Annotated in this window: 25 protein-coding genes; 22 read left to right on the plus strand and 3 right to left on the minus strand. The window is 64.2% G+C overall.

Going from position 1 to position 25328, the window contains the following annotated elements; all coding sequences use genetic code 11:
* The first annotated feature begins 156 nt into the window (after positions 1 to 156).
* The 16 genes from rpsB to NCR35_RS07350 all read left to right on the plus strand — a co-directional run bounded on the left by rpsB (position 157) and on the right by NCR35_RS07350 (position 16075).
* Positions 157 to 909, plus strand: coding sequence for a 30S ribosomal protein S2 (gene rpsB, locus NCR35_RS07275; protein WP_087043768.1), 753 nt, complete (start codon positions 157 to 159; stop codon positions 907 to 909).
* 134 nt (positions 910 to 1043) lie between these two features.
* Complete coding sequence (gene tsf / locus NCR35_RS07280) at positions 1044 to 1925, plus strand: translation elongation factor Ts (RefSeq protein WP_250533928.1); 882 nt, start codon at positions 1044 to 1046, stop codon at positions 1923 to 1925.
* 252 nt (positions 1926 to 2177) lie between these two features.
* The gene (gene pyrH, locus NCR35_RS07285) at positions 2178 to 2891 is read left to right on the plus strand and encodes a UMP kinase (protein WP_159835987.1); all 714 of its coding nucleotides are present in this window, start codon (positions 2178 to 2180) and stop codon (positions 2889 to 2891) included.
* A gap of 104 nt (positions 2892 to 2995) precedes the next feature.
* Positions 2996 to 3556, plus strand: a complete 561-nt coding sequence (frr, locus tag NCR35_RS07290; protein ID WP_159835988.1) for a ribosome recycling factor — start codon at positions 2996 to 2998, stop codon at positions 3554 to 3556.
* A gap of 84 nt (positions 3557 to 3640) precedes the next feature.
* Positions 3641 to 4423: a polyprenyl diphosphate synthase gene (gene uppS, locus NCR35_RS07295; protein WP_244848503.1), complete on the plus strand. Its 783-nt coding sequence runs from the start codon at positions 3641 to 3643 to the stop codon at positions 4421 to 4423.
* Positions 4417 to 5229: a phosphatidate cytidylyltransferase gene (locus NCR35_RS07300; RefSeq protein WP_250499344.1), complete on the plus strand. Its 813-nt coding sequence runs from the start codon at positions 4417 to 4419 to the stop codon at positions 5227 to 5229. Before uppS ends, NCR35_RS07300 begins: the two co-directional genes overlap by 7 nt.
* Before the next feature lie 19 nt (positions 5230 to 5248).
* Positions 5249 to 6466 (plus strand): 1-deoxy-D-xylulose-5-phosphate reductoisomerase, encoded by a 1218-nt coding sequence (locus tag NCR35_RS07305; RefSeq protein ID WP_244848505.1) that lies wholly within the window; start codon positions 5249 to 5251, stop codon positions 6464 to 6466.
* 7 nt (positions 6467 to 6473) lie between these two features.
* A complete protein-coding gene (gene rseP / locus NCR35_RS07310; protein WP_250533828.1) occupies positions 6474 to 7856 on the plus strand; it encodes an RIP metalloprotease RseP in 1383 nt (460 codons plus the stop codon).
* Positions 7857 to 7933: 77 nt separating this feature from the next.
* Positions 7934 to 10246 (plus strand): outer membrane protein assembly factor BamA, encoded by a 2313-nt coding sequence (gene bamA, locus NCR35_RS07315; RefSeq protein WP_250533829.1) that lies wholly within the window; start codon positions 7934 to 7936, stop codon positions 10244 to 10246.
* A gap of 73 nt (positions 10247 to 10319) precedes the next feature.
* Positions 10320 to 10859, plus strand: a complete 540-nt coding sequence (locus tag NCR35_RS07320) for an OmpH/Skp family outer membrane protein (RefSeq protein WP_250533831.1) — start codon at positions 10320 to 10322, stop codon at positions 10857 to 10859.
* Positions 10860 to 10889: 30 nt separating this feature from the next.
* Positions 10890 to 11978 carry a UDP-3-O-(3-hydroxymyristoyl)glucosamine N-acyltransferase gene (lpxD, locus tag NCR35_RS07325; RefSeq protein ID WP_250533929.1) on the plus strand — a complete coding sequence of 363 codons (1089 nt, stop codon included), beginning with the start codon at positions 10890 to 10892 and terminating at the stop codon, positions 11976 to 11978.
* Between the two features lie 117 nt (positions 11979 to 12095).
* Positions 12096 to 12560, plus strand: a complete 465-nt coding sequence (fabZ, locus tag NCR35_RS07330; RefSeq protein WP_175940140.1) for a 3-hydroxyacyl-ACP dehydratase FabZ — start codon at positions 12096 to 12098, stop codon at positions 12558 to 12560.
* A gap of 45 nt (positions 12561 to 12605) precedes the next feature.
* A complete protein-coding gene (lpxA, locus tag NCR35_RS07335) occupies positions 12606 to 13394 on the plus strand; it encodes an acyl-ACP--UDP-N-acetylglucosamine O-acyltransferase (protein ID WP_175940141.1) in 789 nt (262 codons plus the stop codon).
* Between the two features lie 12 nt (positions 13395 to 13406).
* Positions 13407 to 14573, plus strand: a complete 1167-nt coding sequence (gene lpxB / locus NCR35_RS07340) for a lipid-A-disaccharide synthase (protein ID WP_250533832.1) — start codon at positions 13407 to 13409, stop codon at positions 14571 to 14573.
* Positions 14570 to 15274 (plus strand): ribonuclease HII, encoded by a 705-nt coding sequence (gene rnhB, locus NCR35_RS07345; RefSeq protein WP_250533833.1) that lies wholly within the window; start codon positions 14570 to 14572, stop codon positions 15272 to 15274. The genes lpxB and rnhB overlap by 4 nt, the downstream gene beginning before the upstream one ends.
* Positions 15275 to 15298: 24 nt before the next feature.
* Positions 15299 to 16075 (plus strand): TrmH family RNA methyltransferase, encoded by a 777-nt coding sequence (locus NCR35_RS07350; protein WP_250533834.1) that lies wholly within the window; start codon positions 15299 to 15301, stop codon positions 16073 to 16075.
* Here the strand turns inward: NCR35_RS07350 and ppsR are convergent, their stop codons facing one another.
* The gene (gene ppsR / locus NCR35_RS07355) at positions 16076 to 16894 is read right to left on the minus strand and encodes a posphoenolpyruvate synthetase regulatory kinase/phosphorylase PpsR (protein ID WP_244848512.1); all 819 of its coding nucleotides are present in this window, start codon (positions 16892 to 16894) and stop codon (positions 16076 to 16078) included.
* A 440-nt stretch (positions 16895 to 17334) separates the two neighbouring features.
* On the opposite strand from ppsR, the gene ppsA reads away from it, so the two are divergent.
* From ppsA to NCR35_RS07370, 3 genes are all read left to right on the plus strand, one after another.
* Positions 17335 to 19752: a phosphoenolpyruvate synthase gene (gene ppsA / locus NCR35_RS07360; RefSeq protein WP_248322110.1), complete on the plus strand. Its 2418-nt coding sequence runs from the start codon at positions 17335 to 17337 to the stop codon at positions 19750 to 19752.
* Positions 19753 to 19845: 93 nt separating this feature from the next.
* Positions 19846 to 20274, plus strand: a complete 429-nt coding sequence (locus tag NCR35_RS07365; protein WP_250533835.1) for an NfeD family protein — start codon at positions 19846 to 19848, stop codon at positions 20272 to 20274.
* A 40-nt stretch (positions 20275 to 20314) separates the two neighbouring features.
* Entirely contained in the window at positions 20315 to 21241 is a 927-nt protein-coding gene (locus NCR35_RS07370; RefSeq protein WP_250533836.1) for an SPFH domain-containing protein, read from the plus strand.
* Between the two features lie 50 nt (positions 21242 to 21291).
* Here NCR35_RS07370 and smpB read toward each other — a convergent pair whose 3' ends face one another.
* Positions 21292 to 21741, minus strand: coding sequence for an SsrA-binding protein SmpB (smpB, locus tag NCR35_RS07375; protein ID WP_244848515.1), 450 nt, complete (start codon positions 21739 to 21741; stop codon positions 21292 to 21294).
* A gap of 131 nt (positions 21742 to 21872) precedes the next feature.
* Between smpB and NCR35_RS07380 the strand changes: the two genes are divergently transcribed.
* Positions 21873 to 22310 (plus strand): type II toxin-antitoxin system RatA family toxin, encoded by a 438-nt coding sequence (locus NCR35_RS07380; protein ID WP_175940150.1) that lies wholly within the window; start codon positions 21873 to 21875, stop codon positions 22308 to 22310.
* The gene (locus tag NCR35_RS07385) at positions 22307 to 22636 is read left to right on the plus strand and encodes an RnfH family protein (protein WP_250533837.1); all 330 of its coding nucleotides are present in this window, start codon (positions 22307 to 22309) and stop codon (positions 22634 to 22636) included. Before NCR35_RS07380 ends, NCR35_RS07385 begins: the two co-directional genes overlap by 4 nt.
* A 12-nt stretch (positions 22637 to 22648) precedes the next feature.
* Here the strand turns inward: NCR35_RS07385 and NCR35_RS07390 are convergent, their stop codons facing one another.
* Positions 22649 to 23623, minus strand: a complete 975-nt coding sequence (locus NCR35_RS07390; RefSeq protein WP_250533839.1) for a DMT family transporter — start codon at positions 23621 to 23623, stop codon at positions 22649 to 22651.
* A 194-nt stretch (positions 23624 to 23817) separates the two neighbouring features.
* Here NCR35_RS07390 and guaB point away from each other — a divergent pair, with 194 nt between their 5' ends.
* The gene (gene guaB, locus NCR35_RS07395) at positions 23818 to 25278 is read left to right on the plus strand and encodes an IMP dehydrogenase (protein ID WP_250533841.1); all 1461 of its coding nucleotides are present in this window, start codon (positions 23818 to 23820) and stop codon (positions 25276 to 25278) included.
* Positions 25279 to 25328 lie beyond the last annotated feature (50 nt).

Genomic DNA, 25328 nt, shown 5'->3' on the forward strand with positions numbered 1-25328 from the left:
TGGCAAGACTTAGAGCGTTCGCTTCTCACGAAGCGGCGCTTTTTCGAAACTCAAGCCGGCGCACCCAGGGTGTTCGGCGTCTGGTCAGCGAGAAACGCTGAAATCGGGCGCGGGATGCGGCAGCCGGCTTAAGACCCAACCCTCGCGGAGAATTTCATGGCAGTCACGATGCGTCAAATGCTGGAAGCCGGTGTCCACTTCGGTCACCAAACGCGCTTCTGGAACCCCAAGATGGCCCCGTACATCTTCGGTCATCGCAACAAGATTCACATCATCAACCTCGAAAAGACGCTGCCGCTCTACAACGACGCGCTGAAGTACGTGCGCCAGTTGGCAGCGAATCGCGGCACGATTCTTTTCGTCGGCACGAAGCGCCAGTCGCGCGACACCATCGCGCAGGAAGCCCAGCGCGCGGGCATGCCTTTCGTCAACGCCCGCTGGCTCGGCGGCATGCTGACGAACTTCAAGACGCTGAAGGTGTCCATCAAGCGCCTGAAGGACATGGAAGCAGCGGTCGAGTCGGGTGAAACCGAGCGCATGAGCAAGAAGGAAGCCCTTCTGTTCGAACGCGAAATCGCCAAGCTGCAAAAGTCGATCGGCGGCGTGAAGGACATGGGCGGCATTCCGGACGCGATCTTCGTGATCGACGTCGGCTACCACAAGATTGCCGTCACCGAAGCGAAGAAGCTCGGCATTCCGGTTATCGCCGTGGTCGACACGAACCACTCGCCGGAAGGCATCGACTACGTGATCCCGGGTAACGACGACGCGTCGAAGGCCGTGGCCCTGTACGCCGAAGGCGTCGCGGACGCGATCCTCGAAGGCCGCGCGAACGCCGTGAACGACGTCGTTCAGGCTGTGCGCAACGGCGAAGGCGACGAGTTCGTCGAGGTCAACGCAGAGGCGTAATCGAGCCCTGTGGCCGACAAAAAAGGGGGCTTTGCGAAAGGCCCCTTTTTTTTAGTCGGCGCGATGGTTGAACCAATCTTTGCCGTGGGCGCAGACGCCGGCGGCACGTATCAAACAGACTCAAGGAGCGAATGATGGCGGCAATTACCGCAAGCATGGTGGCAGAACTGCGCGCGAAGACCGATGCGCCGATGATGGAATGCAAGAAGGCGCTGACCGAAGCCGACGGCGACATGGCGCGCGCTGAAGAGCTGCTGCGCGTGAAGCTCGGCAACAAGGCGAGCAAGGCGGCATCGCGCGTGACGGCCGAAGGCATCGTCGTGGCGCACGTCGAAGGCGGCGTGGGCGCGCTCGTCGAGTTGAACTGCGAAACCGACTTCGTCGCGAAGAACGACGACTTCATGACGTTCGGCAAGGGCATCGCGGCGCTGGTCGCAAAGAGCAACCCGGCTGACGTGGCTGCGCTGTCGGCCATGCCGTACGAAAGCAACACGGTCGACGCCGTGCGTCTCGCGCTCGTCGGCAAAATCGGCGAGAACCTGTCGATCCGCCGCTTCGTGCGCTTCGAAACCACCAACAAGCTGGCGTCCTACCTGCACGGCACGCGCATCGGCGTGCTCGTCGAGTTCACGGGCGCGGACGAGCAGGTCGGCAAGGACGTCGCCATGCACGTCGCCGCGATGAAGCCGGTGTCGCTGTCGTCGGACGAAGTGCCGGCGGACCTGATCGCGAAAGAGCGCAGCATCGCCGAGCAGAAGGCCGCCGAGTCGGGCAAGCCGGCTGAGATCGTCGCGAAGATGGTCGACGGCAGCATCCAGAAGTATCTGAAGGAAGTGTCGCTGCTGAACCAGCCGTTCGTGAAGAACGACAAGCAGACCATCGAGCAGATGCTGAAGGCGGCCAACGCGTCGGTGCAGAAGTTCGCGCTGTTCGTCGTGGGCGAGGGCATCGAGAAGCGCCAGGACGACTTCGCGGCAGAAGTGGCGGCGCAAGTCGCGGCGGCCAAGCAGTCGTAAAAGCGGTATCCGCGGCGCTGCGCCCAAATGGCGCGGCCCCGCGTCGAAGCGGACACCCGCGGCGGATCGCATCAGGCATCTGCCGCAAGATTCAAGGCGTTCCGGTTCGCATCATGTGGCGGGCGCGGTAGGTTCGGGTTAACCCGTACATGCCGCGCCCGTCAGTTCGATCCGGGCCGCTTGCGGTAACTATTGTTTCACCCCTACAGTTCTACGTTGTTGCAACCCTCCTCGGCGCGATCGGAACCTCATATGCCCACAGCCTACAAACGCGTACTTCTCAAACTCTCCGGCGAAGCCCTCATGGGCGACGATGCTTTCGGCATCAATCGCGCAACAATCGAAAGGATGGTGGCGGACGTCGCTGAAGTGGTGCGGATGGGCACGCAACTGGCCGTCGTGATCGGCGGCGGCAACATCTTTCGCGGCGTCGCGGGCGGCGCGGCCGGCATGGACCGTGCGACGGCCGACTACATGGGCATGCTCGCCACGATGATGAACGCACTCGCGCTGCAGGACGCCATGCGCCACGCGGGCATCGAGGCGCGCGTGCAGTCGGCGCTGCGCATGGATCAGGTCGTCGAGCCGTATATCCGCCCGCGCGCCATTCGCCAGCTCGAAGAAGGCAAGGTCGTGATTTTCGCGGCCGGCACGGGCAATCCGTTCTTCACGACGGATACGGCTGCCGCGCTGCGCGGCTCGGAAGTCGGCGCCGAAGTGGTGTTGAAGGCGACGAAGGTCGATGGCGTATACTCCGCCGACCCGAAGAAGGACCCGAGCGCGACGCGCTACAGCACGATCAGCTTCGACGAGGCGATCGGCCGCAATCTGCAGGTGATGGACGCCACGGCTTTCGCCCTGTGCCGCGACCAGAAGCTGCCGATCCGCGTGTTTTCGATCACCAAGGCCGGCGCGCTCAAGCGCATCGTGCAAGGCGACGACGAAGGGACGCTCGTCCACGTGTAAACTCTCGCGTAATCGGGCGCCGCGCGCACCCCGGCGTGAACCGCGCCGGGTGAGGGCGAAGCGGGCGCCCGCATCGCCAGTAAACCCAGGTTTTGGAGGTTCAAATGAGTGTGGCTGACATCAAAAAGGGCGTCGATCAGAAGATGCAGCGATCGATCGAAGCATTCAAGGCCGATCTCGCCAAGATCCGCACGGGCCGCGCGCACACCGGCCTGCTGGATCACATCCAGGTTGATTACTACGGCTCGAACGTGCCCATCTCGCAGGTGGCGAACATGACGCTCGTCGACGCCCGCACGATCGGCGTGCAGCCGTGGGAAAAGAAGATGGTCGCCGTCGTCGAAAAGGCGATCCGCGAATCGGATCTCGGCCTGAACCCGGCCACGCAAGGCGATCTGATCCGCGTGCCGATGCCCGCGCTCACCGAAGAGCGCCGCCGCGAACTCACGAAGGTCGTGAAGAGCGAAGGCGAAACGGCGAAGATCGCGGTGCGCAACCTGCGCCGCGACGCCAACGAGCAGCTGAAGAAGCTCGTGAAAGACAAGGAAATCTCGGAAGACGACGAGCGCCGCGCAAGTGACGACGTTCAGAAGCTCACCGATAAATTCGTGGCGGAAATCGACAAGCTCGTTCAGACGAAAGAAGCCGAAATCATGACGGTGTGAGGCCTTAGCCGGTCCTGCCAGCCTCGGGTGACGAAAAACCCAGGCTGGCTTTTCATTTCCCGTCGATTACAAGATTCAGCGGCCATGACCTATACCAGCTCTACCGTTCGCGTGCCCGATGTCGCGGCTGTCCCGCGCCACGTCGCGATCATCATGGACGGCAACGGCCGTTGGGCGACCGAGCGGCGCCTGCCGCGTGTCGCCGGTCATACGCGCGGCGTCGATGCGGTCCGCGCGACCGTCGAAAGCTGCGCCAAGCGCGGCGTCGAATTCGTTACGCTCTTCGCGTTCAGTTCCGAAAACTGGCGTCGTCCGACGGAAGAAGTGTCGTTTCTGATGCGGCTTTTCGTGACCGCGCTGGAACGCGAGATCGGCAAGCTGCACGCCAACGGCATTCGCCTGCGCGTCGTCGGCGACATTTCCATGTTCGACGATCGCATTCGCGCGCTGATCCAGCGCGCCGAAACCAAGACCGCGCGCAATACGCGCCTCACGCTGACCATCGCGGCCAATTACGGCGGGCGCTGGGACATCATGCAGGCGACCAAGAAGCTCATCGCGCAATCGCTCGAACAGGGCACGCCCGCCCGCGTGGACGACGAGTCGTTCGCCGAGCATCTCGCCATGGCTTACGCGCCGGAGCCCGACCTCTTCATTCGCACGGGCGGCGAGCAGCGCATCAGCAATTTCCTGCTGTGGCAGCTCGCGTACACCGAGTTCTATTTCACCGACACTTACTGGCCCGATTTCGACGCCGACGCGCTCGACCGCGCGATCGCGTCGTATGGCGACCGTGAGCGCCGTTTCGGGCGCACCAGTGCGCAACTCGCGTCCCAATCGCAGAAGGCCGACACCCTTTCATGCTAAAGACCCGTGTCATCACGGCAATCGTGCTGCTGGCGGTTCTCGTGCCGGTCACGCTGTTCGCGCCGATCGGCGCATTCGGCGCGCTGATCGGTTTCGTCGTCGTGTTCGCCGCGTGGGAGTGGGGACGCCTGCTGAAGCTCAACGGCGCAGGGCCCGTGGCGTACGCGCTGGTCGCGGGGCTCGCGCTCATCTTCAGCACGTATCTCGGCGTCGCGCCGAAGGCGCTGTTCCAGATGGCGGCGATTTTCTGGGTGCTCGCGGGGCCGTACGCGCTCCTGCGCAAGCCGGTTCTGGCAGGCGGCGCGTGGCGCGCGTTCCTGCTTTTCGCCGGAATCATCGTGTTCGTCGCGTGCTGGCATGCGGTCGTCGCGGCCCGCACCGTCGGGGTCGCGTTCGTGCTATCGCTTCTCCTAGTCGTCTGGCTGGCTGACATAGGCGCATACTTCGCCGGAAAAGCATTGGGCCGCCACAAGCTCGCGCCGTCCATCAGCCCGGGCAAGACGTGGGAAGGCGCCATCGGCGGCTGGGCGGCCGTCATGGTGATCGGCTCGCTCGCGGCGGCCACCGGCGTCTATGCGCCGACCGTGTTCTCCGCTTTCGTCGGACACCTCGGCTGGGCGCGCGCGCTCGTCGCGCTCACCGTGCTGGTGGCGTTCAGCGTGGTCGGCGATTTGTTCGAATCGCTCCTGAAACGCCAGGCCGGCGTCAAGGACTCAAGCGGTCTGCTGCCGGGCCACGGCGGCGTGCTCGACCGCATCGATGCATTGTTGCCGGTATTGCCGATCGCATTGCTCATGCTCGGATAGATCGGCCAGAGAAGATTTCATGCAAAAACGTCTTACATTGCTCGGCTCCACGGGCTCGATCGGCGACAGTACGCTCGACGTCGTGGAGCGGCACCCGGACCGGTTCTCGGTCTACGCGCTCACCGCTCACCGTAACGGCGACAAACTCGTCGCGCAGTGCCTGCGTTTCCAGCCCGAAGTAGCGGTCGTGGGCGATGCCGAAACCGCCGCGCGCGTTGCCGCGGCGTTGCGCGCCGCCGGCAGCAAGACCGAAGTGACGTACGGCCCGGATGCGCTCGTCGACGTCGCCCGCGCCGCGCAGTGCGATACCGTGGTCGCGGCGATCGTCGGCGCGGCGGGCCTCGCGCCGACGCTCGCCGCCGCGCGCGCCGGCAAGCGCATTCTGCTGGCGAACAAGGAAGCGCTGGTCATGTCCGGCCAGATCTTCATGGACGCCGTGCGCGACAACGGCGCCGTGCTCTTGCCGGTCGACAGCGAGCACAACGCCGTGTTCCAGTGCCTGCCGCCCTGCGCGGACAGCGAGGCGCGCCTGCACGGCGGCGTGTCGAAGATCATTCTCACGGCGTCCGGCGGTCCGTTTCGCACGCGCGAGCCTTCGACGCTCGTCGACGTCACGCCCGACGAAGCCTGCAAGCATCCGAACTGGGCGATGGGCCGCAAAATCTCGGTCGATTCCGCGACGATGATGAACAAGGGCCTCGAAGTCATCGAGGCGCACTGGCTCTTCGATCTGCCGGGCTCGCGCATCGAAGTGCTGATCCATCCGCAAAGCGTGATTCACTCGATGGTGTCCTACGCCGACGGCTCCGTGCTCGCGCAACTCGGCAATCCGGACATGCGCACGCCGATCGCGCATGCGCTCGCGTTCCCGGATCGCGTCGAGTCGGGCGTCGCGCCGCTCGATCTCGCGCAGATCGCGTCGCTGACTTTCGAGAAGCCCGACTTCGCGCGCTTTCCGTGTCTCGCGCTCGCCATCGACGCGCTCGAAGCCGGCGGCATCGCGAGCGCGGCGTTGAACGCGGCAAACGAAATCGCGGTCGAAGCGTTTCTCGCGCGGCGCATCGGCTTCATGTCGATCGGCGGCGTGGTCGAGCGGGTGCTGAGCGCCTTGCCCAACACGAGCGCCGCATCGCTCGACGACGTGCTCGCCGCCGATGCCAGCGCGCGCCGTCTCGCGTCCCGTTTCGTCGCAGAGTTGACTGCGAGCGCACCAGGCGCGGAACCCATCGCCCATTGAGGCCGTCATGAACTTTCTGACCGAAATCGTCGCCTTCGTCGTCGCGATTGGCGTGCTCGTCGTCGTCCACGAATTCGGTCACTACAGCGTCGCGCGACTATGCGGCGTCAAGGTGTTGCGGTTCTCGGTCGGCTTCGGCAAGCCGCTCGTGCGCTGGGTCAGCAAGAAGACCGGCGTCGAGTGGACGATCGCGGCGCTGCCGCTCGGCGGCTACGTGAAGATGCTCGACGAGCGCGAAACGGAAGACAGCATCCCGTCCGAGGACCTGCCGCGCGCATTCAACCGGCAGCCGGTCATCAAGCGCATCGCGATTGTCGCCGCCGGGCCGGTGGCGAATTTCCTGCTGGCGATTGCGCTCTTTTCCGCCGTGTTCGCGGGCGGCGTGACCGAACCGCAGGCCATCGTATCGACGCCCGCGCCAGCGACGGCCGCCGCACGCGCGGGCTTCGAGGGCGGCGAGAAGATCGTGTCGATGCGCGACGCGCAAGGCGGCGAGACCGAGCCCATCCGCTCGTGGTCCGACCTGCGCTGGAAACTGCTCGACGCGTCGTTCGATCACCGGCGCGTCGTGCTGATGGCGAAAACGCACGACGGCACGTTCGACTTTCCGGTGAACGTCGCGGGCATCACGGACGCCGATGCGGAACAGGACTTCATGGACAAGCTCGGCTTCGCGCCGGGCGGCGGCACGCTGACGGTCGCGGGCGTGGAGCCCGGCAGCGCGGCGCAGAAGAGCGGTCTCGTCGCCGGCGACCGGCTGCGCGCGATCGACGGCCGTCCGGTCGACAACGCGACGAGCTTCATCGACTACGTGAAGGCGCACGGCGGCAAGCCCGTGACGCTCCAAATCGAGCGCGGCGCGGGCAGCGATGCCAAGCGGACTTCGGTACAGATCGTGCCCGACGTGAAGCGCGATGCGGCGACGGGCAAGGACATCGGTCGCATCGGCGCGGCGCTCGCGAATCAGCTGCCGACCGTCGACGTGCGTTACGGTCCGCTCGAAAGCCTGCGTCTCGGCGTCAATCGGACCTGGGACATCAGCGTGTATTCGCTGCGCATGTTCGGCCGCATGATCGTCGGGCAGGCGTCGCTGAAAAACCTGTCCGGTCCGGTCACCATCGCGGACTACGCGGGCAAGAGCGCGCGACTCGGTCTGACCGCGTTCGTGTCTTTCCTGGCGCTCGTCAGCATCAGCCTGGGTGTGTTGAACTTGTTACCGATTCCGGTTCTGGACGGTGGGCATCTGTTATATTATTTGGTTGAAGCCGTTACCGGCAAAGCCGTGTCCGATCGCTGGCAGCTGGTTCTGCAGCGGGCGGGGCTGGTCTGCATCGTCGCTCTGTCGATGATCGCGCTCTTCAACGACCTGACTCGCCTGATCCGTTTCTGATCCACTTTGATAATGTCTGGCGGCGCTCGAGAAGCGACCGCCGGAACGAATGCAGCTTTAAATACTGGGGAAGCACGTTGTTCAAACCTCATCGCTTTGTTCCTAAGTCGGCTGTGGCCGCGGCGCTCGCCGCAACGGGCATGGCGGCACACGCCACCACGCCGTTCGTCGTGCAGGATATCCGGATCGAAGGTCTTCAACGCATCGAGCCGGGCTCCGTATTCGCTTATCTGCCGATCAAGCAAGGCGACACGTTCACCGACGACAAGGCCTCCGAAGCGATTCGCGCGCTGTATGCAACCGGCTTCTTCAACGACGTACAAATCGCAACCGAAGGCAACGTGGTGGTCGTGCAGGTGCAGGAGCGCCCGGCCATTTCGAATATCGAATTCAGCGGACTGCACGAGTTCGATAAGGACACCATCACCAAGGCGCTGCGCTCGGTCGGTCTGTCGCAGGGCCGCTCTTACGACAAGTCGCTGCTCGACAAGGCCGAGCAGGAACTGAAGCGCCAATACCTGACGCGCGGCTACTACGCGGCGGAAGTGACCACCACGGTGACGCCGGTGGACCGCAACCGCGTGTCGATCCTCTTCTCGGTGGCCGAAGGCCCGAGCGCGAAGATCCGCCAGATCAACTTCGTCGGCAACAAGGCCGTGAGCAGCGGCACGTTGCTGAGCGAAATGCAGCTGTCCACGCCGAACTGGTTCTCGTGGTACACGAAGAGCGACCTGTACGCGAAGGAAAAGCTGACGGGCGACCTCGAGAACGTGCGTTCGTACTACCTGAACCACGGCTACCTCGAGTTCAGCATCGACTCCACGCAGGTGTCGATCTCGCCCGACAAGAAGGACATGTACCTGACCATCGCGGTGCATGAGGGCGAGCCGTACAAGGTCGCGAGCGTCAAGCTCGCCGGCAATCTGCTCGACCGCGAAGCCGAGCTCAACAAGCTCATCACCGTGAAGCCGGGCCAGCTTTTCTCGGCGGAGAAACTGCAGGCAACGACCAAGGCGATCGTCGACAAGCTCGGCCAGTACGGCTACGCGTTCGCGCAAGTCAATGCGCAGCCGGAAATCGATCAGGCGCATCACACGGTCGCGCTCACGCTGCAAGTGGATCCGAGCCGGCGCGTCTATGTGCGCCGCGTGAATATCGTCGGCAACACGCGCACGCGCGACGAAGTGGTGCGCCGCGAAATGCGCCAGCTCGAAAGCTCGTGGTTCGATTCGAGCCGTCTCGCGCTGTCGAAGGACCGCGTGAATCGTCTGGGCTATTTCACGGATGTGGACGTCACCACGACGCCGGTGGAAGGCACGAACGACCAGGTCGATGTCGACGTCAAGGTGGCCGAAAAGCCGACCGGCGCGATCACGCTGGGCGCGGGCTTCTCGTCGACGGACAAGGTGGTGCTGTCGGCGGGCGTGTCGCAGGACAACGTGTTCGGTTCGGGCACGAGCCTTTCCGTCAACGTGAACACGGCCAAGACGTATCGCACGCTCACGGTCACGCAGGTCGATCCGTACTTCACCATCGACGGCATCAAGCGTATTACGGACGCGTACTACCGCACGTATCAGCCGCTGTATTACTCGACGGATTCGAGCTTCAAGATCGTGACGATGGGCGCGGACACGAAGTTCGGCATTCCTTTCTCGGAACAGGACACGGTGTTCTTCGGCCTCGGCGCCGAGCAGAACACGATGGACGTGGACTCGTCCACGCCGCAGTCGTACAAGAACTACGTCGCCGAGTTCGGCCGCGTGGTCAACAACTTCCCGCTCACGGTCGGCTGGTCGCGCGACAATCGCGACAGCGCGCTCGTGCCGAGCCGCGGCTACTACATCCAGTCGAACGCGGAATACGGCACGCCGCTCGGCAACACCACGTACGCGAAGTTCGACGCGCAGTTCCAGTACTACTACTCGTTCGCTCGCGGCTTCGTGCTCGGCTTCAACCTGCAAGGCGGTTACGGCAAGGGTCTCGCCGGCCAGACGTTCCCGATCTTCAAGAACTACTACGCGGGCGGTATCGGTTCGGTGCGTGGGTACTCGCCGAGCTCGCTGGGTCCGCGTGACGCCACCACGAACGATCCGATCGGCGGCTCGCGCATGGCGGTCGGCAATATCGAACTGACGTTCCCGCTGCCCGGCACGGGCTACGACCGCACGCTGCGCGTGTTCACGTTCCTCGACGCGGGTAACGTCTGGGGCGATCCGGGTCAGGGCGGCACGACGAGCGGCGCAAACGGCCTGCGTTACGGCTACGGCGTGGGTCTTGCGTGGATTTCGCCGATCGGCCCGCTCAAGCTGAGCCTCGGCTTCCCGCTGCAGAAACACACGGGCGACCAATACCAGAAGTTCCAGTTCCAGATCGGTACGGCCTTCTAAGAGACGGCCCGACGTGAACGAACGGACACTTCATTCAAATCGACGTGACGTGAGGAACACTTTGCGAACCGGTATGCTTTCGAAACATGCGGCGCTGACGCTGGCTTTGTCTCTGGTCTTCGGCCTCGGCGCCGTCGCGAAAGCGGACGCTCAGGAAGCGCGCATCGCAGCGGTCAATTCCGACCGCATCCTGCGCGAATCGTCGGCGGCGAAGGCCGCGCAGTCGAAGCTGGAGCAGGAATTCTCCAAGCGCGACAAGGCGTTGCAGGACATGGCGCAGCGGCTCAAGTCGATGTCGGACAACATCGACAAGAACGGCGCCTCAATGTCGGCCACCGACCGCGCCGCGCGTCAACGCGATCTCGCGCAGCTCGACGCGGACTTCCAGCGCAAGCAGCGCGAATTCCGCGAAGACCTGAACCAGCGCCGCAACGAAGAACTGGCGGCGGTTCTGGACCGCGCGAACAAGGTCATCAAGCAGATTGCCGAGCAGCAGCACTACGACCTGATCGTGCAGGAAGCGGTGTACGTGAGCCCGCGCATCGACATCACGGATCAGGTGCTGAAGGCGCTGGCGGCGACGAGCCAGAACGGCGGCGCGAGCCCGAACTGACGAGGAGTTTTCATAGGCATGGCATCAGGCATGGCGATCACGCTCGACGAACTGGTCAGGCGCTTTGGCGGCGAGGTGGTCGGCCAGGGCGGGCATCGCGTCGAGGGCCTTGCGCCGCTCGACAAGGCGGGGCCTGCGCAACTCGCGTTTCTCGCGAATCACAAGTATCTGCCGCAGGTCGAGACGACGCGCGCCGGCGCCGTGCTGATTTCCCGCGCGGATCTCGACAAACTGTCCGCGCCGCGCGAGGGCAGTAATTTCATCGTCACGCCGAATCCCTACGCTTACTTCGCTCGCGTCGCGCAGGCGTTCATCGATCTGGCGTCGCCCAAGGCGGTGCCGGGCGTGCATCCGAGCGCATGGATCGACCCGGCCGCGAAAGTGGCCGCGAGCGCGGTCATCGGCCCGCACGTCACGGTGGAAGCGGGCGCGGTCGTCGGCGAGCGCGTGCGGCTGGACGCCGGCGTGTCCGTCGGTCAGGGCGTCACGCTGGCCGACGACGTGCATCTGTATCCCAACGTCACCGTCTATCATGGCTGCAAGCTGGGCGCGCGCGTGATCGTGCATGCGGGCGCGGTGATCGGCGCGGACGGGTTCGGTTTCGCGCCGGATTTCGTCGGCGAGGGCGAGGCGCGCACCGGAAGCTGGGTGAAGATTCCGCAGGTCGGCGCGGTCGATATCGGCGACGACGTGGAGATCGGCGCCAACACGACCATCGACCGCGGCGCCATGGCCGATACGGTCATCGAAGAGTGCGTGAAGATCGACAATCTCGTGCAGATCGGCCATAACTGCCGCATCGGCGCATACACGGTCATCGCGGGCTGCGCGGGCATCGCGGGCAGCACGAACATCGGGCGGCATTGCATGATCGGCGGCGCGGTGGGTATCGCTGGCCACGTGACGCTGGCGGATCATGTGATCGTCACGGCGCAGTCGGGCGTCTCGAAGTCGCTCACGCGGCCCGGCATGTACACGAGCGCATTTCCGGCCGTGAATCACGCCGACTGGAACAAGAGCGCCGCGCTCGTGCGCAATCTGGACAAGCTGCGCGATCGCATCAAGGCGCTGGAATCGGCGCTAAGCCAGAAGGCAGGCGAGCAGGGCGACGAAGCATAACCGCAAGGCTGCCGGATGAGCGCGCAGGCGAGCACCGGCAACAGAGTGAATTCACAAGCGGGCGCACGACGCCCGCAGTCAATTTCCGCGCAGGAGATGCGCGCGAGCAGAACCACCATGAGCACAGAAAAAATCAACCTCGACATCCATAAGATCCTCACGCTGCTGCCGCATCGGTATCCGATCCTGCTCGTGGACCGCGTGCTCGAACTGGAGCCGCACAAGAGCATCAAGGCGCTGAAGAACGTGTCGATCAACGAGCCGTATTTCCAGGGACATTTCCCGACGCGTCCCGTGATGCCCGGCGTACTCATTCTCGAGGCGCTCGCGCAAACCGCCGCGTTGCTCACGTTCGCCGAAGAGCCGCACGATCCGACGACCACGCTTTACTACTTCGTCGGCATCGACGGTGCGCGCTTCAAGCGCGTGGTGGAGCCGGGCGATCAGCTGATTCTCAACGTCAACTTCGAGCGGTACATGCGGGGCATCTGGAAGTTCAAGGCGCGCGCCGAAGTGGACGGCGTGACGGCCGCCGAGGCGGAACTCATGTGCACCGTGAAGAACACGGACGCCGGCGCTTAAGCGCAGCAGACAACGGCAGAAACACAGCATACAGAGGCGAGGCGCATGACCATCATTCACCCCACCGCGATCATCGAGCCGGGCGCGCAACTGGACGATTCCGTCGAAGTCGGACCATACGCGGTCGTCGGCGCGCATGTCGTCATCGGCGCGGGCACGACAATCGGCTCGCATAGCGTGATCGAAGGTCACACGACCATCGGACGCGAGAACCGCATCGGGCATTACGCGTCCATCGGCGGACGGCCGCAGGACATGAAGTACCGCGACGAGCCGACGCGTCTCGTCATCGGCGACCGCAACACCATCCGCGAATTCACCACGCTGCATACCGGCACCGTGCAGGACCGCGGCGTGACGTCGATCGGCGACGATTGCTGGATCATGGCGTACGTGCACGTCGGTCATGACTGCACGCTCGGCAACCACGTCATCATGTCGAGCAACGCGCAACTGGCTGGGCACGTGACGGTGGGCGATCACGCCATTGTGGGCGGCATGTCGGGCGTGCATCAGTTCGTGCGCATCGGCGCGCATTCGATGCTCGGCGGCGCGTCCGCGCTCGTCCAGGACGTGCCCCCGTTCGTCATCGCGGCGGGCAACAAGGCGGAGCCGCACGGCATCAACGTCGAGGGGCTGCGCCGTCGCGGCTTCACGCCGGACGCCATTTCGGCGCTGCGCCAGGCGTACCGCATCGTCTACAAGAGCGGTCTGTCGCTCGAAGAAGCCAAGGCGCAACTGAAGGAACTGGGCGCGGCAGGCGGCGACGGCGACGCGCCGGTCAAGGCGTTCACCGATTTCATCGCGGCGTCGCAGCGCGGCATCATCCGCTGATCGCGCCATCCGATGACGCTTATCACCACTGCGCCGCGTATCGCGATGGTCGCGGGCGAGCCGTCCGGCGACCTGCTCGCAGCCTCGCTGCTCAAGGGCTTGCAGGAACGGCTGCCGGCCGGAACGCGCTATAGCGGCATCGGCGGCCCGCGCATGACGGCGGCCGGCTTCGAAGCGCACTGGCCGATGGACAAGCTGACCGTGCGCGGCTACGTCGAGGCGCTGCGGCATATTCCCGAGATTCTCGGCATTCGCAACGAGCTGAAGCGGCAGTTGCTGGCCGATCCGCCGTCGGTGTTCATCGGCGTGGATGCGCCGGACTTCAACTTCGGGCTCGAACAGCCGCTGCGCGAAGCCGGCATTCCGACCGTGCATTTCGTGTGTCCGTCGATCTGGGCGTGGCGCGGCGGGCGCATCAAGAAGATCGCGAAAGCCGTGGATCACATGCTCTGCGTGTTTCCGTTCGAAACGGCGCTGCTGGCTAAAGCGGGGGTCGCGGCGAGCTATGTCGGCCATCCGCTCGCGGATGAAATTCCGCTTGAACCGGATACGGCGGCCGCGCGGCGCGAGCTCGGCATCGCGGAAGGCGGACCGGTCATCGCGGTACTGCCCGGAAGCCGCCGTTCGGAGATCGCGCTGATCGGCCCGACGTTTTTCGACGCCATGGAGCTGATGCAGCTTCGCGAGCCGAGCGTGCGATTCCTGATGCCGGCCGCGAACCCGGCGCTGCGCGAGTTGCTGCAACCGCTCGTGGAGGCGCATCCGCATCTGTCGCTGACGATCACGGACGGGCGCGCGCAAACCGCGATGACCGCCGCCGACGCGATTCTCGTGAAAAGCGGCACGGTCACGCTCGAAGCGGCGCTCCTGAAGAAGCCGATGGTCATCTCGTACAAGGTCCCTTGGCTCACGGGTCAGATCATGAAGCGGCAGGGCTATCTGCCGTATGTGGGATTGCCGAACATTCTCGCGGGCCGTTTCGTCGTGCCGGAAATTCTCCAGCACTTCGCGACGCCCGAAGCGCTCGCCGAGGCCACGCTGAAACAGTTGAACGACGACGCGAACCGCCGTACCCTGACCGAGATTTTCACCGAGATGCACATCGCGCTGCGCCAGAACACGTCGCTGCGGGCGGCCGAAGCCGTGGCGCGAGTGCTCGACACGCGGAGGCCGCAATGAAGGCTGCGAACCGGTCGGCGCAACGCGGACTCGACTTCAGCTCGCCGTTCGACATCGTCTGCGGTGTCGATGAAGCCGGGCGCGGCCCGCTCGCAGGGCCGGTCGTGGCGGCCGCCGTGATCTTCGATCCGGCGAAGCCGCGCATCAACGGGCTGGACGATTCTAAAGCCTTGTCGGCGAAGAAGCGCGAGGACCTCTACGAGAAGATCGTGGATCGCGCGCTCGCGTATTGCATCGCGTCGGCGAGCGTCGAGGAAATCGACACCATCAACATCCTCCACGCGTCCATGCTCGCAATGAAGCGCGCGGTCGAAGGCTTGTCGGTTGCGCCGACGCTCGTGAAAGTGGACGGCAATCGCTGCCCGGTGCTGTCGACACGCGCGGAAGCCGTGATCGGCGGCGATGCGCTCGTCAAGCAAATCTCGGCGGCGTCGATTCTCGCCAAGGTCACGCGCGACCGACTGCTCTGCGAGTTGCACGAAGCGCATCCGATGTACGGTTTCAACGTGCACGCGGGCTACGGCACGCCGCAGCATCTCGCCGCGCTGCGCGAACACGGGCCTTGCGAGCATCACCGGCGTTCGTTCGCGCCGGTGCGCGAGGCGCATCTTCGCTTCGGCTCGGTGCTGCCCGACATCGCGCCCGAAGTCATTCAGGCAACCGCCGCGCTCGACGCCGATCCCGAAGCGCATCCGTTCTGAGCGGCCTCGCCGTTCCATTCCAACGTGAAATCCGTCACTTCGCGGGACAACCCGCTCTACAAGCGCCTGAAGGCGCTGGCCGGCTCGACGGCGCAGCAGCGGCGCAGCGGTCACGCGCTGCTCGAAGGTCTGCATCTCGCTGCTGCTTATCTGGACACCGCCGGCCAGCCGGAAACGTGCGTCGTCACCGAAGGCGCGTTGACGCACGCGGAAGCCCGCGAGATCGTGGCGCGCATCGAAGAGAAGCGCGTGATCGTGTTGCCGGATGCGCTATTCGGTCAGCTATCGAGCGTCGTGCATGGCGTGGGCATGTTGCTGCTCGTCGAGAAGATCGAAGCGGCGTTGCCCGAACGCGTCGGCGAGACGTGCGTGATCCTCGACGGCATTCAGGATGCAGGCAATGTCGGCTCGATTCTGCGCAGCGCGGCGGCGGCGGGGGTCGGGCGCGTGTTCTGCGCGCCGGGCACCGCGTACGCGTGGTCGTCGAAGGTGCTGCGCTCGGGCATGGGCGCGCACTTTCTGCTCGATATCTTCGAGGACGTCGATCCGGCCGGACTCATCGCGCGGCTCGACGTGCCGGTCACGCTCACGGATTCGCACGGCGCCGTCGCGATCTACGACTGCGATCTGTCGTCGCCCGTCGCGTGGGTCTTTGGCAACGAGGGCGCGGGCGTGTCGCAGGTTTGGCGCGATGCCGTGACGCATCGCGTGACCATTCCGCAGCCGGGCGGCATGGAGTCGCTCAATGTCGCGGCCGCTGCGGCCATCTGCCTTTTCGAGCAGTGCCGCCAGCAGCGTTGATCAATAGTAGGACGGCCGCTCGGGCTTGATTTCCTGCAGGATCGTCGTGGCGATTTCCTCGATCGACTTGTGCGTCGAGGACAGCCACTTGATGCCTTCGCGCTTCATCATGCTCTCGGCTTCGTTGATCTCGTAGCGGCAATTTTCCAGCGCCGCGTACTTGCTGCCGGGCCGGCGCTCGTTGCGAATTTCGGCGAGGCGTTGCGGGTCGATCGACAGGCCGAACATCTTTTCGCGATGTTCCAGAAGCGGCGTCGGCAGCTTGCCTCGTTCGAAGTCTTCCGGAATCAGCGGATAGTTCGCCGCCTTTACACCATACTGCATCGCGAGGTAAAGGCTCGTCGGCGTCTTGCCGCTGCGCGACACGCCGACCAGAATCACGTCCGCTTCGGTCAGATTACGGTTGGACTGGCCGTCGTCGTGCGCCAGCGAGAAGTTGATCGCCTCGATGCGGTTCTTGTACTCCTCCGTGTCGGCGTTCTGGTGGACGCGGCCCATCGCGTGCGTCGACTTGATTTCCAGTTCGTGTTCGAGCGGCTCGATGAACGTCTGGAACATGTCGAGCACGAGCGCATTGCAGCGCTTGACGATCTCGTTCGATGCGCTGTCCACGAGCGTCGTGAACACGATCGGGCGGCGTCCGTCGAGCGACACGGCCTCGTTGATCTTCTCGACGGTGGCATGCGCCTTGTCGATCGAATCGACGAACGGCACGCGCACGAGCCGGAATTTCTGGTCGAACTGGGCGAGGATCGAATGCGCGAACGTTTCGGCGGTGATCCCGGTACCGTCGGAAACGATGAATACGGAAGGCGGCATCGGCGGTGAACCAGTGGGAACGAGTTGGAAACAGCACGCTCCAACCGGAGCGTGCGCGGTCAGGCGGCCTCGCCTGAGCGTGTGTTACATTGAGCGGCCCAAACGTGTGCGCAGGCGCACCAAGAGGCGTGAAAGACCTCGATTTTGCCGTGGATTTACTGTCCGTGCCCAGACAAATGCGAGAATCGGCACGGTAGAATAGCGGCAACCTGTTCGATAAGCAATTGCGTCGAGATTGAGCCTGATCTTCCTCAATTGACGGGTAGTTCGTGCGTTTTCACCGCATGACTGCGCGGTTTTCGGCAAGTCCGAGTGCGGTTCCCCACCGCCGCGAAGGCTTATCAAACAGGTTGTACGAGATGCGGCGGCGCTTCCAATGAGCGCCGCCGCCTGCGAGCCCACTCGTGCGATCGTGAATTCCATCCACCTTAGGGGCTTGTATGACCAACGCAGTCAATGTTGCGAACGATGTCGCAAAGGATCAAGCGTATGTAGTTCCATTCGAGCAGTTGCGAATGACCGACGTGGAAATCGTCGGTGGCAAGAATGCGTCGCTCGGCGAAATGATCAGCCAGCTTTCCGAAGCCGGCGTCAGCGTGCCGACGGGCTTTGCCACGACCGCGCTCGCATTCCGCGACTTCCTCCATCACAACGAACTGACGGAGCGCATCGCCAAACGTCTCGAGACGCTCGACGTCGACGACGTGAAGGCGCTCGCCGAGGCCGGCAAGGAAATCCGTCAGTGGATCGTCGACGCGCCGCTGCAGCCGCGTCTCGAAGACGAGATCCGCCGTCAATTCGAAGTCCTGCAAAAGAGCTCGCCCGAAGAGCTGTCGTTCGCCGTGCGCTCGTCCGCCACGGCCGAAGATCTGCCCGACGCATCGTTCGCGGGGCAGCAGGAAAGTTATCTGAACGTGGTCGGCATCGAAGACGTGCTCGATCGCATGAAGCACGTGTTCGCGTCGCTGTATAACGACCGCGCCATCTCCTATCGCGTCCACAAGGGCTTCACGCACGCGGAAGTCGCGCTCTCGGCTGGCGTGCAGCGCATGGTGCGCTCGGACGTCGGCGCCGCGGGCGTGATGTTCACCATCGACACCGAGTCGGGTTTCAAGGACACGGTCTTCATCACGTCGAGCTACGGCCTCGGCGAAACTGTGGTGCAGGGCGCGGTGAATCCGGACGAATTCCACGTCTTCAAGACCACGCTCGCGCAGAACAAGTATCCGATCATCCGCCGTTCCATCGGCTCCAAGCTCATCAAGATGGAATTCACGCAGCCGGGCGAACCGGGCCGCGTAAAGACCGTCGACGTGCCGCACGAGCAGCGCAACCGCTTTTCGATCTCGGACGAAGACGTGATCGAGCTCGCGAAGTACGCGGTCATCATCGAGAAGCACTATCAGCGTCCGATGGACATCGAGTGGGGCAAGGACGGCCGCGACGGCAAGCTGTTCATCCTTCAGGCGCGTCCGGAAACGGTGAAGAGCCAGGCGGCGGGCAAGGCCGAGATGCGCTTCAAGCTGAAGGGCCAGTCGAACGTGCTCGCCACGGGCCGCGCCATCGGCCAGAAGATCGGCGCGGGTCCTGTGCGCGTGATCTACGATCCGTCGGAAATGGAACGCGTGCAGCCGGGCGACGTGCTCGTCGCCGACATGACCGATCCCAACTGGGAGCCGGTGATGAAGCGCGCATCGGCCATCGTCACGAATCGCGGCGGGCGCACCTGCCACGCGGCGATCATCGCGCGTGAGCTGGGCGTGCCGGCGGTGGTCGGCTGCGGCGACGCGACCGACGTGCTGAAGGACGGGGCGCTCGTCACCGTGTCGTGCGCGGAAGGCGACGAAGGCAAGATCTACGACGGCCTGCTCGAAACCGAAGTGACCGAAGTCCAGCGCGGCGAACTGCCGAAGATTCCGGTCAAGATCATGATGAACGTCGGCAATCCGCAACTCGCGTTCGACTTCGCGCAGTTGCCGAACGCGGGCGTCGGCCTCGCGCGGCTCGAGTTCATCATCAACAACAACATCGGCGTGCACCCGAAGGCGATTCTGGAGTACCCGAACGTCGACGCCGATCTCAAGAAAGCGGTCGAAAGCGTCGCGCGTGGTCATGCGTCGCCGCGCGCGTTCTATGTCGACAAGCTGACCGAAGGCATCGCCACCATCGCGGCGGCGTTCTATCCGAAGCCCGTCATCGTGCGTCTGTCGGACTTCAAGTCGAACGAGTACAAGAAGCTGATCGGCGGTTCGCGCTACGAGCCGGACGAAGAGAACCCGATGCTTGGTTTCCGCGGCGCGTCGCGCTACATCGCGGAAGACTTCGCCGAGGCGTTCCACATGGAATGCATCGCGCTGAAGAAGGTGCGCGAGGAGATGGGTCTGGACAACGTCGAGATCATGGTGCCGTTCGTGCGCACGCTGAAGCAGGCGGAGCGCGTGGTCGGGTTGCTCGAGAAGTTCGGCCTGAAGCGCGGCGTGAACGGTCTCAAGCTCGTGATGATGTGCGAAGTGCCGAGCAACGCGATTCTCGCCGAACAGTTCCTCGAATACTTCGACGGTTTCTCGATCGGCTCGAACGACTTGACGCAGCTGACGCTCGGTCTCGACCGTGACTCCGGCATGGAACTGCTCGCGGCCGACTTCGACGAGCGCGACGAAGCCGTGCAGTTCATGCTGAAGCGCGCCATCGAAACGTGCCTGAGACTGAACAAGTACGTGGGCATTTGCGGCCAGGGGCCGTCGGATCATCCGGACCTCGCCGAGTGGCTGGCGAAGCAGGGCATCGAGTCGATGTCGCTGAACCCGGACACGATCATCGACACGTGGCAGAAGCTCGCGACCACATTGTCAAAATAAGTCGGTCGCGCCTTTCCGGATGCTTTCGGGAAGGCGCTGCGTGCTATAAAAAACACCCCGGACCTTCCGGGGTGTTTTCGTTTGGAGACTGGCATGGCGACCCATGAACTCATCTGGTGGATTGCAGCCGGCGCACTGATCGTCACCGAGCTTTTCACCGGCACGTTCTATCTGTTGATGATCGCGCTCGGGATGATCGCGGGCGGCATCGCGTTCGCCGTCGGGCTTGCGCTGCACGTGCAACTGGGCGTCGCGGCGCTCGTCGCGCTGGTTGCGGTCGCCGCGTTGCGTCGCTCGCGCTTCGGAAGCCGCAAGCGGCGCGACGCCTGGCGCGATGCCGCCGTGAACCTCGACATCGGCGCGACGCTGGAAGTCGCCGAATGGCACGACCGCCGGGCCCGCGCGATGTACCGCGGCGCGGAGTGGGACGTCGAGCTGGCGCCAGGCGAATCGGAAAGCGCGCGCTGGTATCGCATCACCGCGCTCGACGGAAGCCGGCTCGTCGTCGCCGCCAAACGCTAGAGCACGCACACTCGCCGCATAAGAACTGAAGGAGTCACACATGACTATCGCCGTCGTCCTGCTCGTCATCGCAATCGTGATCGTGGTCAACACGGTCAAGATCGTTCCGCAACAGCACGCGTGGGTGCTGGAACGCCTCGGCCGCTATCACGCCACGCTCACGCCGGGGCTGAACATCGTCTTGCCGTTCGTCGATCGCATCGCGTACAAGCACGTGCTCAAGGAGATTCCGCTCGACGTGCCGAGCCAGGTCTGCATCACGCGCGACAACACGCAGCTTCAGGTGGACGGCGTGCTGTACTTCCAGGTCACCGACCCGATGAAGGCGTCGTACGGTTCGAGCAACTTCGTGCTTGCCATCACGCAGCTTTCGCAGACGACGCTGCGTTCCGTCATCGGCAAACTGGAACTGGACAAGACGTTCGAGGAGCGCGAGTACATCAATCACAGCATCGTGAATGCGCTCGACGAAGCCGCGTCCAACTGGGGCGTGAAGGTGCTGCGCTATGAAATCAAGGACCTGACGCCGCCGAAGGAGATTCTCCACGCGATGCAGGCGCAGATCACCGCCGAGCGCGAAAAGCGCGCGCTGATCGCGGCGTCGGAAGGGCGCAAGCAGGAGCAGATCAATCTGGCCTCGGGCGCGCGTGAAGCGGCCATCCAGAAGTCCGAGGGCGAGCGTCAGGCGGCGATCAATCAGGCGCAGGGCGAGGCATCGGCGATTCTCGCGGTGGCCGAGGCGAACGCGCAGGCCATCGAGAAGATCGGCGCCGCGATTCAGTCGGCGGGCGGCATGGACGCCGTGAACCTCAAGGTCGCGGAGCAGTATGTCGGCGCGTTCGCGAACATCGCGAAAAGCGGCAACACGCTGATCGTGCCGGGCAACATGTCCGACATGAGTTCGATGATCGCGTCGGCGCTTGCCATCGTGAAGGGCGAGGGCGGCGGCGTCATCCGAAAGAGTTGATGCAACAAGGGGCGCTTCGAAGCGCCCCTTGTTCTATGCAAGCCTAACGGTCAGCGCGCGGACGTGCGCATCAAACGCGCGCGCTCGCGTTCCCAGTCGCGCTTCTTTTCGGTCTCGCGCTTGTCGTGCAGTTTCTTGCCCTTCGCCAGACCGATTTCGCACTTCACGCGGCCTTCCTTGTAGTGGAAGTTGAGCGGTACGAGCGTATGGCCGCGCTGCTCCACCTTGCCGATGAGCTTGTCGATCTGCTCGCGATGCAGCAGCAGCTTGCGCGTGCGCACCGGGTCCAGATTGGCGAACTTCGACGCCTCGGGCAGCGGGCTGATGTGCGTGCCGATCAGGAACAGTTCGCCGTTCTTGATCACGACATAGCCTTCCTTGATCTGCCCGCGGCCTTCGCGCAGCGCCTTGACTTCCCAGCCTTCGAGCACGAGACCGGCCTCGTAGCGTTCTTCGATGAAGTAATCGAAGAAGGCTTTTCTGTTGTCAATGATGCTCATGAATGGAAAGTGCCCAACTCGTTTAAAATCACGATTTTAGCAGCGCGCCGCTTGACGCACGATGGGCAGACTTAGCTCATCGCGGAAAGCCGCACGCGCCGCCCCCCGATCCAGTCACCCGCTGCGCCCTTATGGCCGACGTCCAGAAAACCGTATTGATCCGCCATTCAGCGGAAGAAATGTTCGACCTCGTCACCGATGTCGCCGACTATCCCAACTTCCTGCCGTGGTGCGGCGGCGTCGAGATCGGCCGCCAGGACGAGACCGGCATGGAAGCGAAGATCGACATCAACTTCAAGGGCATCAAGCAGCACTTCGCGACGCGCAACGTGCAGAAGCGCCCGACGAACATCGATATGGAGTTCCTGAGCGGCCCTTTCAAGAAGTTCACGGGCTACTGGCGCTTCACGCCGCTGCGCGCCGACGCGTGCAAGATCGAATTCGCGTTGCACTACGAGTTTTCGAACCTGATCCTCGAGAAGATCATCGGGCCGGTGTTCAGCCATATCGCGAACACCTTCGTCGATTCGTTCGTGAAGCGCGCGGATCAGCGGTACGGCAAGAAATGAATCTGCATATCGATGTCTGCTACGGCCTGCCGGACGGCAAGAGCTTCCTCACGCGCGTCGATCTGCGCGACGGGGCGACGGTGCGCGAAGCCATCGAGGCGAGCGGCGTGCTGAGAGCGCATCCCGAGATCGACTTGACGACGCAGAAGGTCGGCGTCTTCGGCAAGTCGCAAGCGCTCGATGCGGCGCTCGCCGATTTCGACCGCGTGGAGATTTATCGGCCGCTGAAGGTCGATCCGAAGACCGCGCGCCAGCGCCGGGTCGACAAGGCGCGCAAGGCGGGGTCCATCGAAGGGCGCAAGTGGCAGTCGAAGGATTCGCGCTGATCCAGGACCGCATCAATGCGCGGGCGCTTCCTTCGATGCCGCCGCCGGCTCGACGGTATGTTGCCGCACCGACCAGCTCACGCCCGCCAGGAGCAGCACGATAGCCAGCAATTCTGGCGCGCGCGGCCAGCGGGCGTCGTAGACGAAAGCATAGAGCAGGGCGAAGAGCGTTTCGAACGCGATCATCTGCCCGGAAAGCGTGAGCGGCAGGCGTTTCGCCGCCGCGTTCCACAGCATGTTGCCGAGCCAGGAACCGCCTGTGGCCAGCGCGAAGCACACGATCCAGAACAGGTGCCAGCGCGCGGCCGGCACGCTCGCCTGCACGGCACCGGCGGGCAACATCCAGACAACCGCCCCGAGGACCGCGCCGAGCACGCCGGTCACGATGCCCCACAGCACGGACCACTCGTTGCCGTCGAAGTGGCGGTTCGCCTGCAGATAGCGCGCGTTGACGACCGCATACCACGTCCACGACGCCAGCGCGCCGACCGCGCACGCGAGCCCGGCAAGGCGCGTGAGCACGCTACTCGCACTCGCGTCGCCGTGATGCGTGAAGACGTCGCTGAACACGTCCAGATTGATGCACGCGATGCCCGCGAGCACCAGCAAGAGCGGCGCGGCGAGGCGCTTGAGTTCGACCGCGCCGTGATCGCGCCGGCCCGCCAGCGTCACCGTCACCGGCAAGATGCCGACGATCAGCGAAGACGGCGCCACGCCCACGAGTTGCACCGCGCTCGCGAGGAGCATGTAGTAGAGCAGATTGCCGACGAGCGCGAGCCTCACGAGCGCGATGACATCGGCGCGCGTGAGCTTTGCGGCGAGCCGTCGCGCGAACGGCAGGGCAGCGGCCAGCGACACGACGCCATACATCACGTAGCGCCCGATGCTCAGCATGAGCGGCGAAAAGTCCGGCAACAGGCGCGGCGCGAGAAAAATGAAACCCCAGATGGCTCCCGCCAGCATTCCGAAAACGACACCGCGCTGCATGAACCGACTCCGACTTGCACTCGAATGACGCGCAAGCGTAGCGCGGCGCACCGCCCGCGTCTTGTTCAAACGTGCACCGCATGGCGCGCGCCGCCGGCCCGGATTTTGCGGCGATCAGCCGTAACCTGCTGTTCGGGCAGTGAAAATGCGGGGAACTATCGGTATAATCTGCTTTTGCGCCCATAGGATTTGCCATGCGTCTGATCCAGAAAGCACTCACGTTCGATGACGTGCTCCTCGTGCCTGCGTTCTCCAGCGTTCTTCCGCGCGATACCAGCCTGAAATCCCAGCTGACTCGCAACATCTCCCTGAACATGCCCCTCGTGTCCGCCGCCATGGACACGGTCACCGAAGGCCGGCTCGCCATCGCCATGGCGCAGATGGGCGGCATCGGCATCGTTCACAAGAATCTCACCGCGAAGGAACAGGCGCGCGAAGTCGCGAAGGTCAAGCGCTTCGAGTCCGGCGTCGTGCGCGACCCGATCACCGTGCCGCCGCAAATGCGCGTGCGCGATGTCATCGCGCTCACGCAGCAGCACGGCATCTCGGGCTTCCCGGTGGTTGAAGGCGCGCAACTCATCGGCATCGTCACCAACCGCGACCTGCGTTTCGAAGAGCGGCTCGACGAACCGGTGCGCAACATCATGACGCCGCGCGAGCGTCTCGTGACGGTCAAGGAAGGCACGTCGCTCGCCGAAGCGAAGGCGCTGATGCACAGCCATCGCCTGGAACGCGTGCTCGTGGTCAACGACGCGTTCGAACTGCGCGGCCTGATGACCGTGAAGGACATCACGAAGCAGACCGAGAACCCTGACGCCTGCAAGGACGAAGACGGCAAGCTGCGCGTGGGCGCGGCGGTCGGCGTGGGCCCGGACAACGAAGAGCGCGTCGATCTGCTGGCGCAGGCGGGCGTGGACGTGATCGTCGTCGACACGGCGCACGGTCATAGCCAGGGCGTGCTGGAGCGCGTGCGCTGGGTCAAGCAGAACTATCCGCGCGTGCAGGTGATCGGCGGCAACATCGCGACGGCGGCGGCGGCCAAGGCGCTCGTCGAGTACGGCGCGGACGCGGTGAAGGTCGGCATCGGTCCGGGCTCCATTTGCACGACGCGTATCGTCGCGGGCGTGGGCGTGCCGCAGATCACGGCCATCGCGAATGTTTCCGAGGCGCTGCGCGGCAGCGGCGTGCCGGTCATCGCGGACGGCGGCGTGCGTTTCTCGGGCGATGTGGCGAAGGCGCTCGCGGCAGGCGCGAACGTCGTCATGATGGGCAGCATGCTCGCCGGCACCGAAGAGTCGCCGGGCGACGTGTTCCTGTTCCAGGGCCGTCAGTACAAGGCGTACCGCGGCATGGGCTCGGTCGGCGCGATGAAGGACGGCGCGGCGGATCGCTACTTCCAGGACAATTCGGCGAACATCGACAAGCTCGTGCCGGAAGGCATCGAAGGCCGCGTGGCCTACAAGGGCTCGGTCAACGCCATCCTGTTCCAGGTCGTCGGCGGCGTGCGCGCGAGCATGGGCTATTGCGGCTGCCGCACCATCGCGGAACTGCACGACAAGGCGGAATTCGTGCAGATCACGGCGGCGGGCATGCGCGAATCCCATGTGCATGACGTGCAGATCACCAAGGAAGCGCCGAACTATCACGTCGACTGACCGGCTTGCTCGCGCCGTCTCCCGGCTTTTGCGCCGATAACCTCGTGGAC

The sequence above is a fragment of the Caballeronia sp. AZ10_KS36 genome (assembly GCF_023631105.1).
GTDB lineage: Bacteria > Pseudomonadota > Gammaproteobacteria > Burkholderiales > Burkholderiaceae > Caballeronia.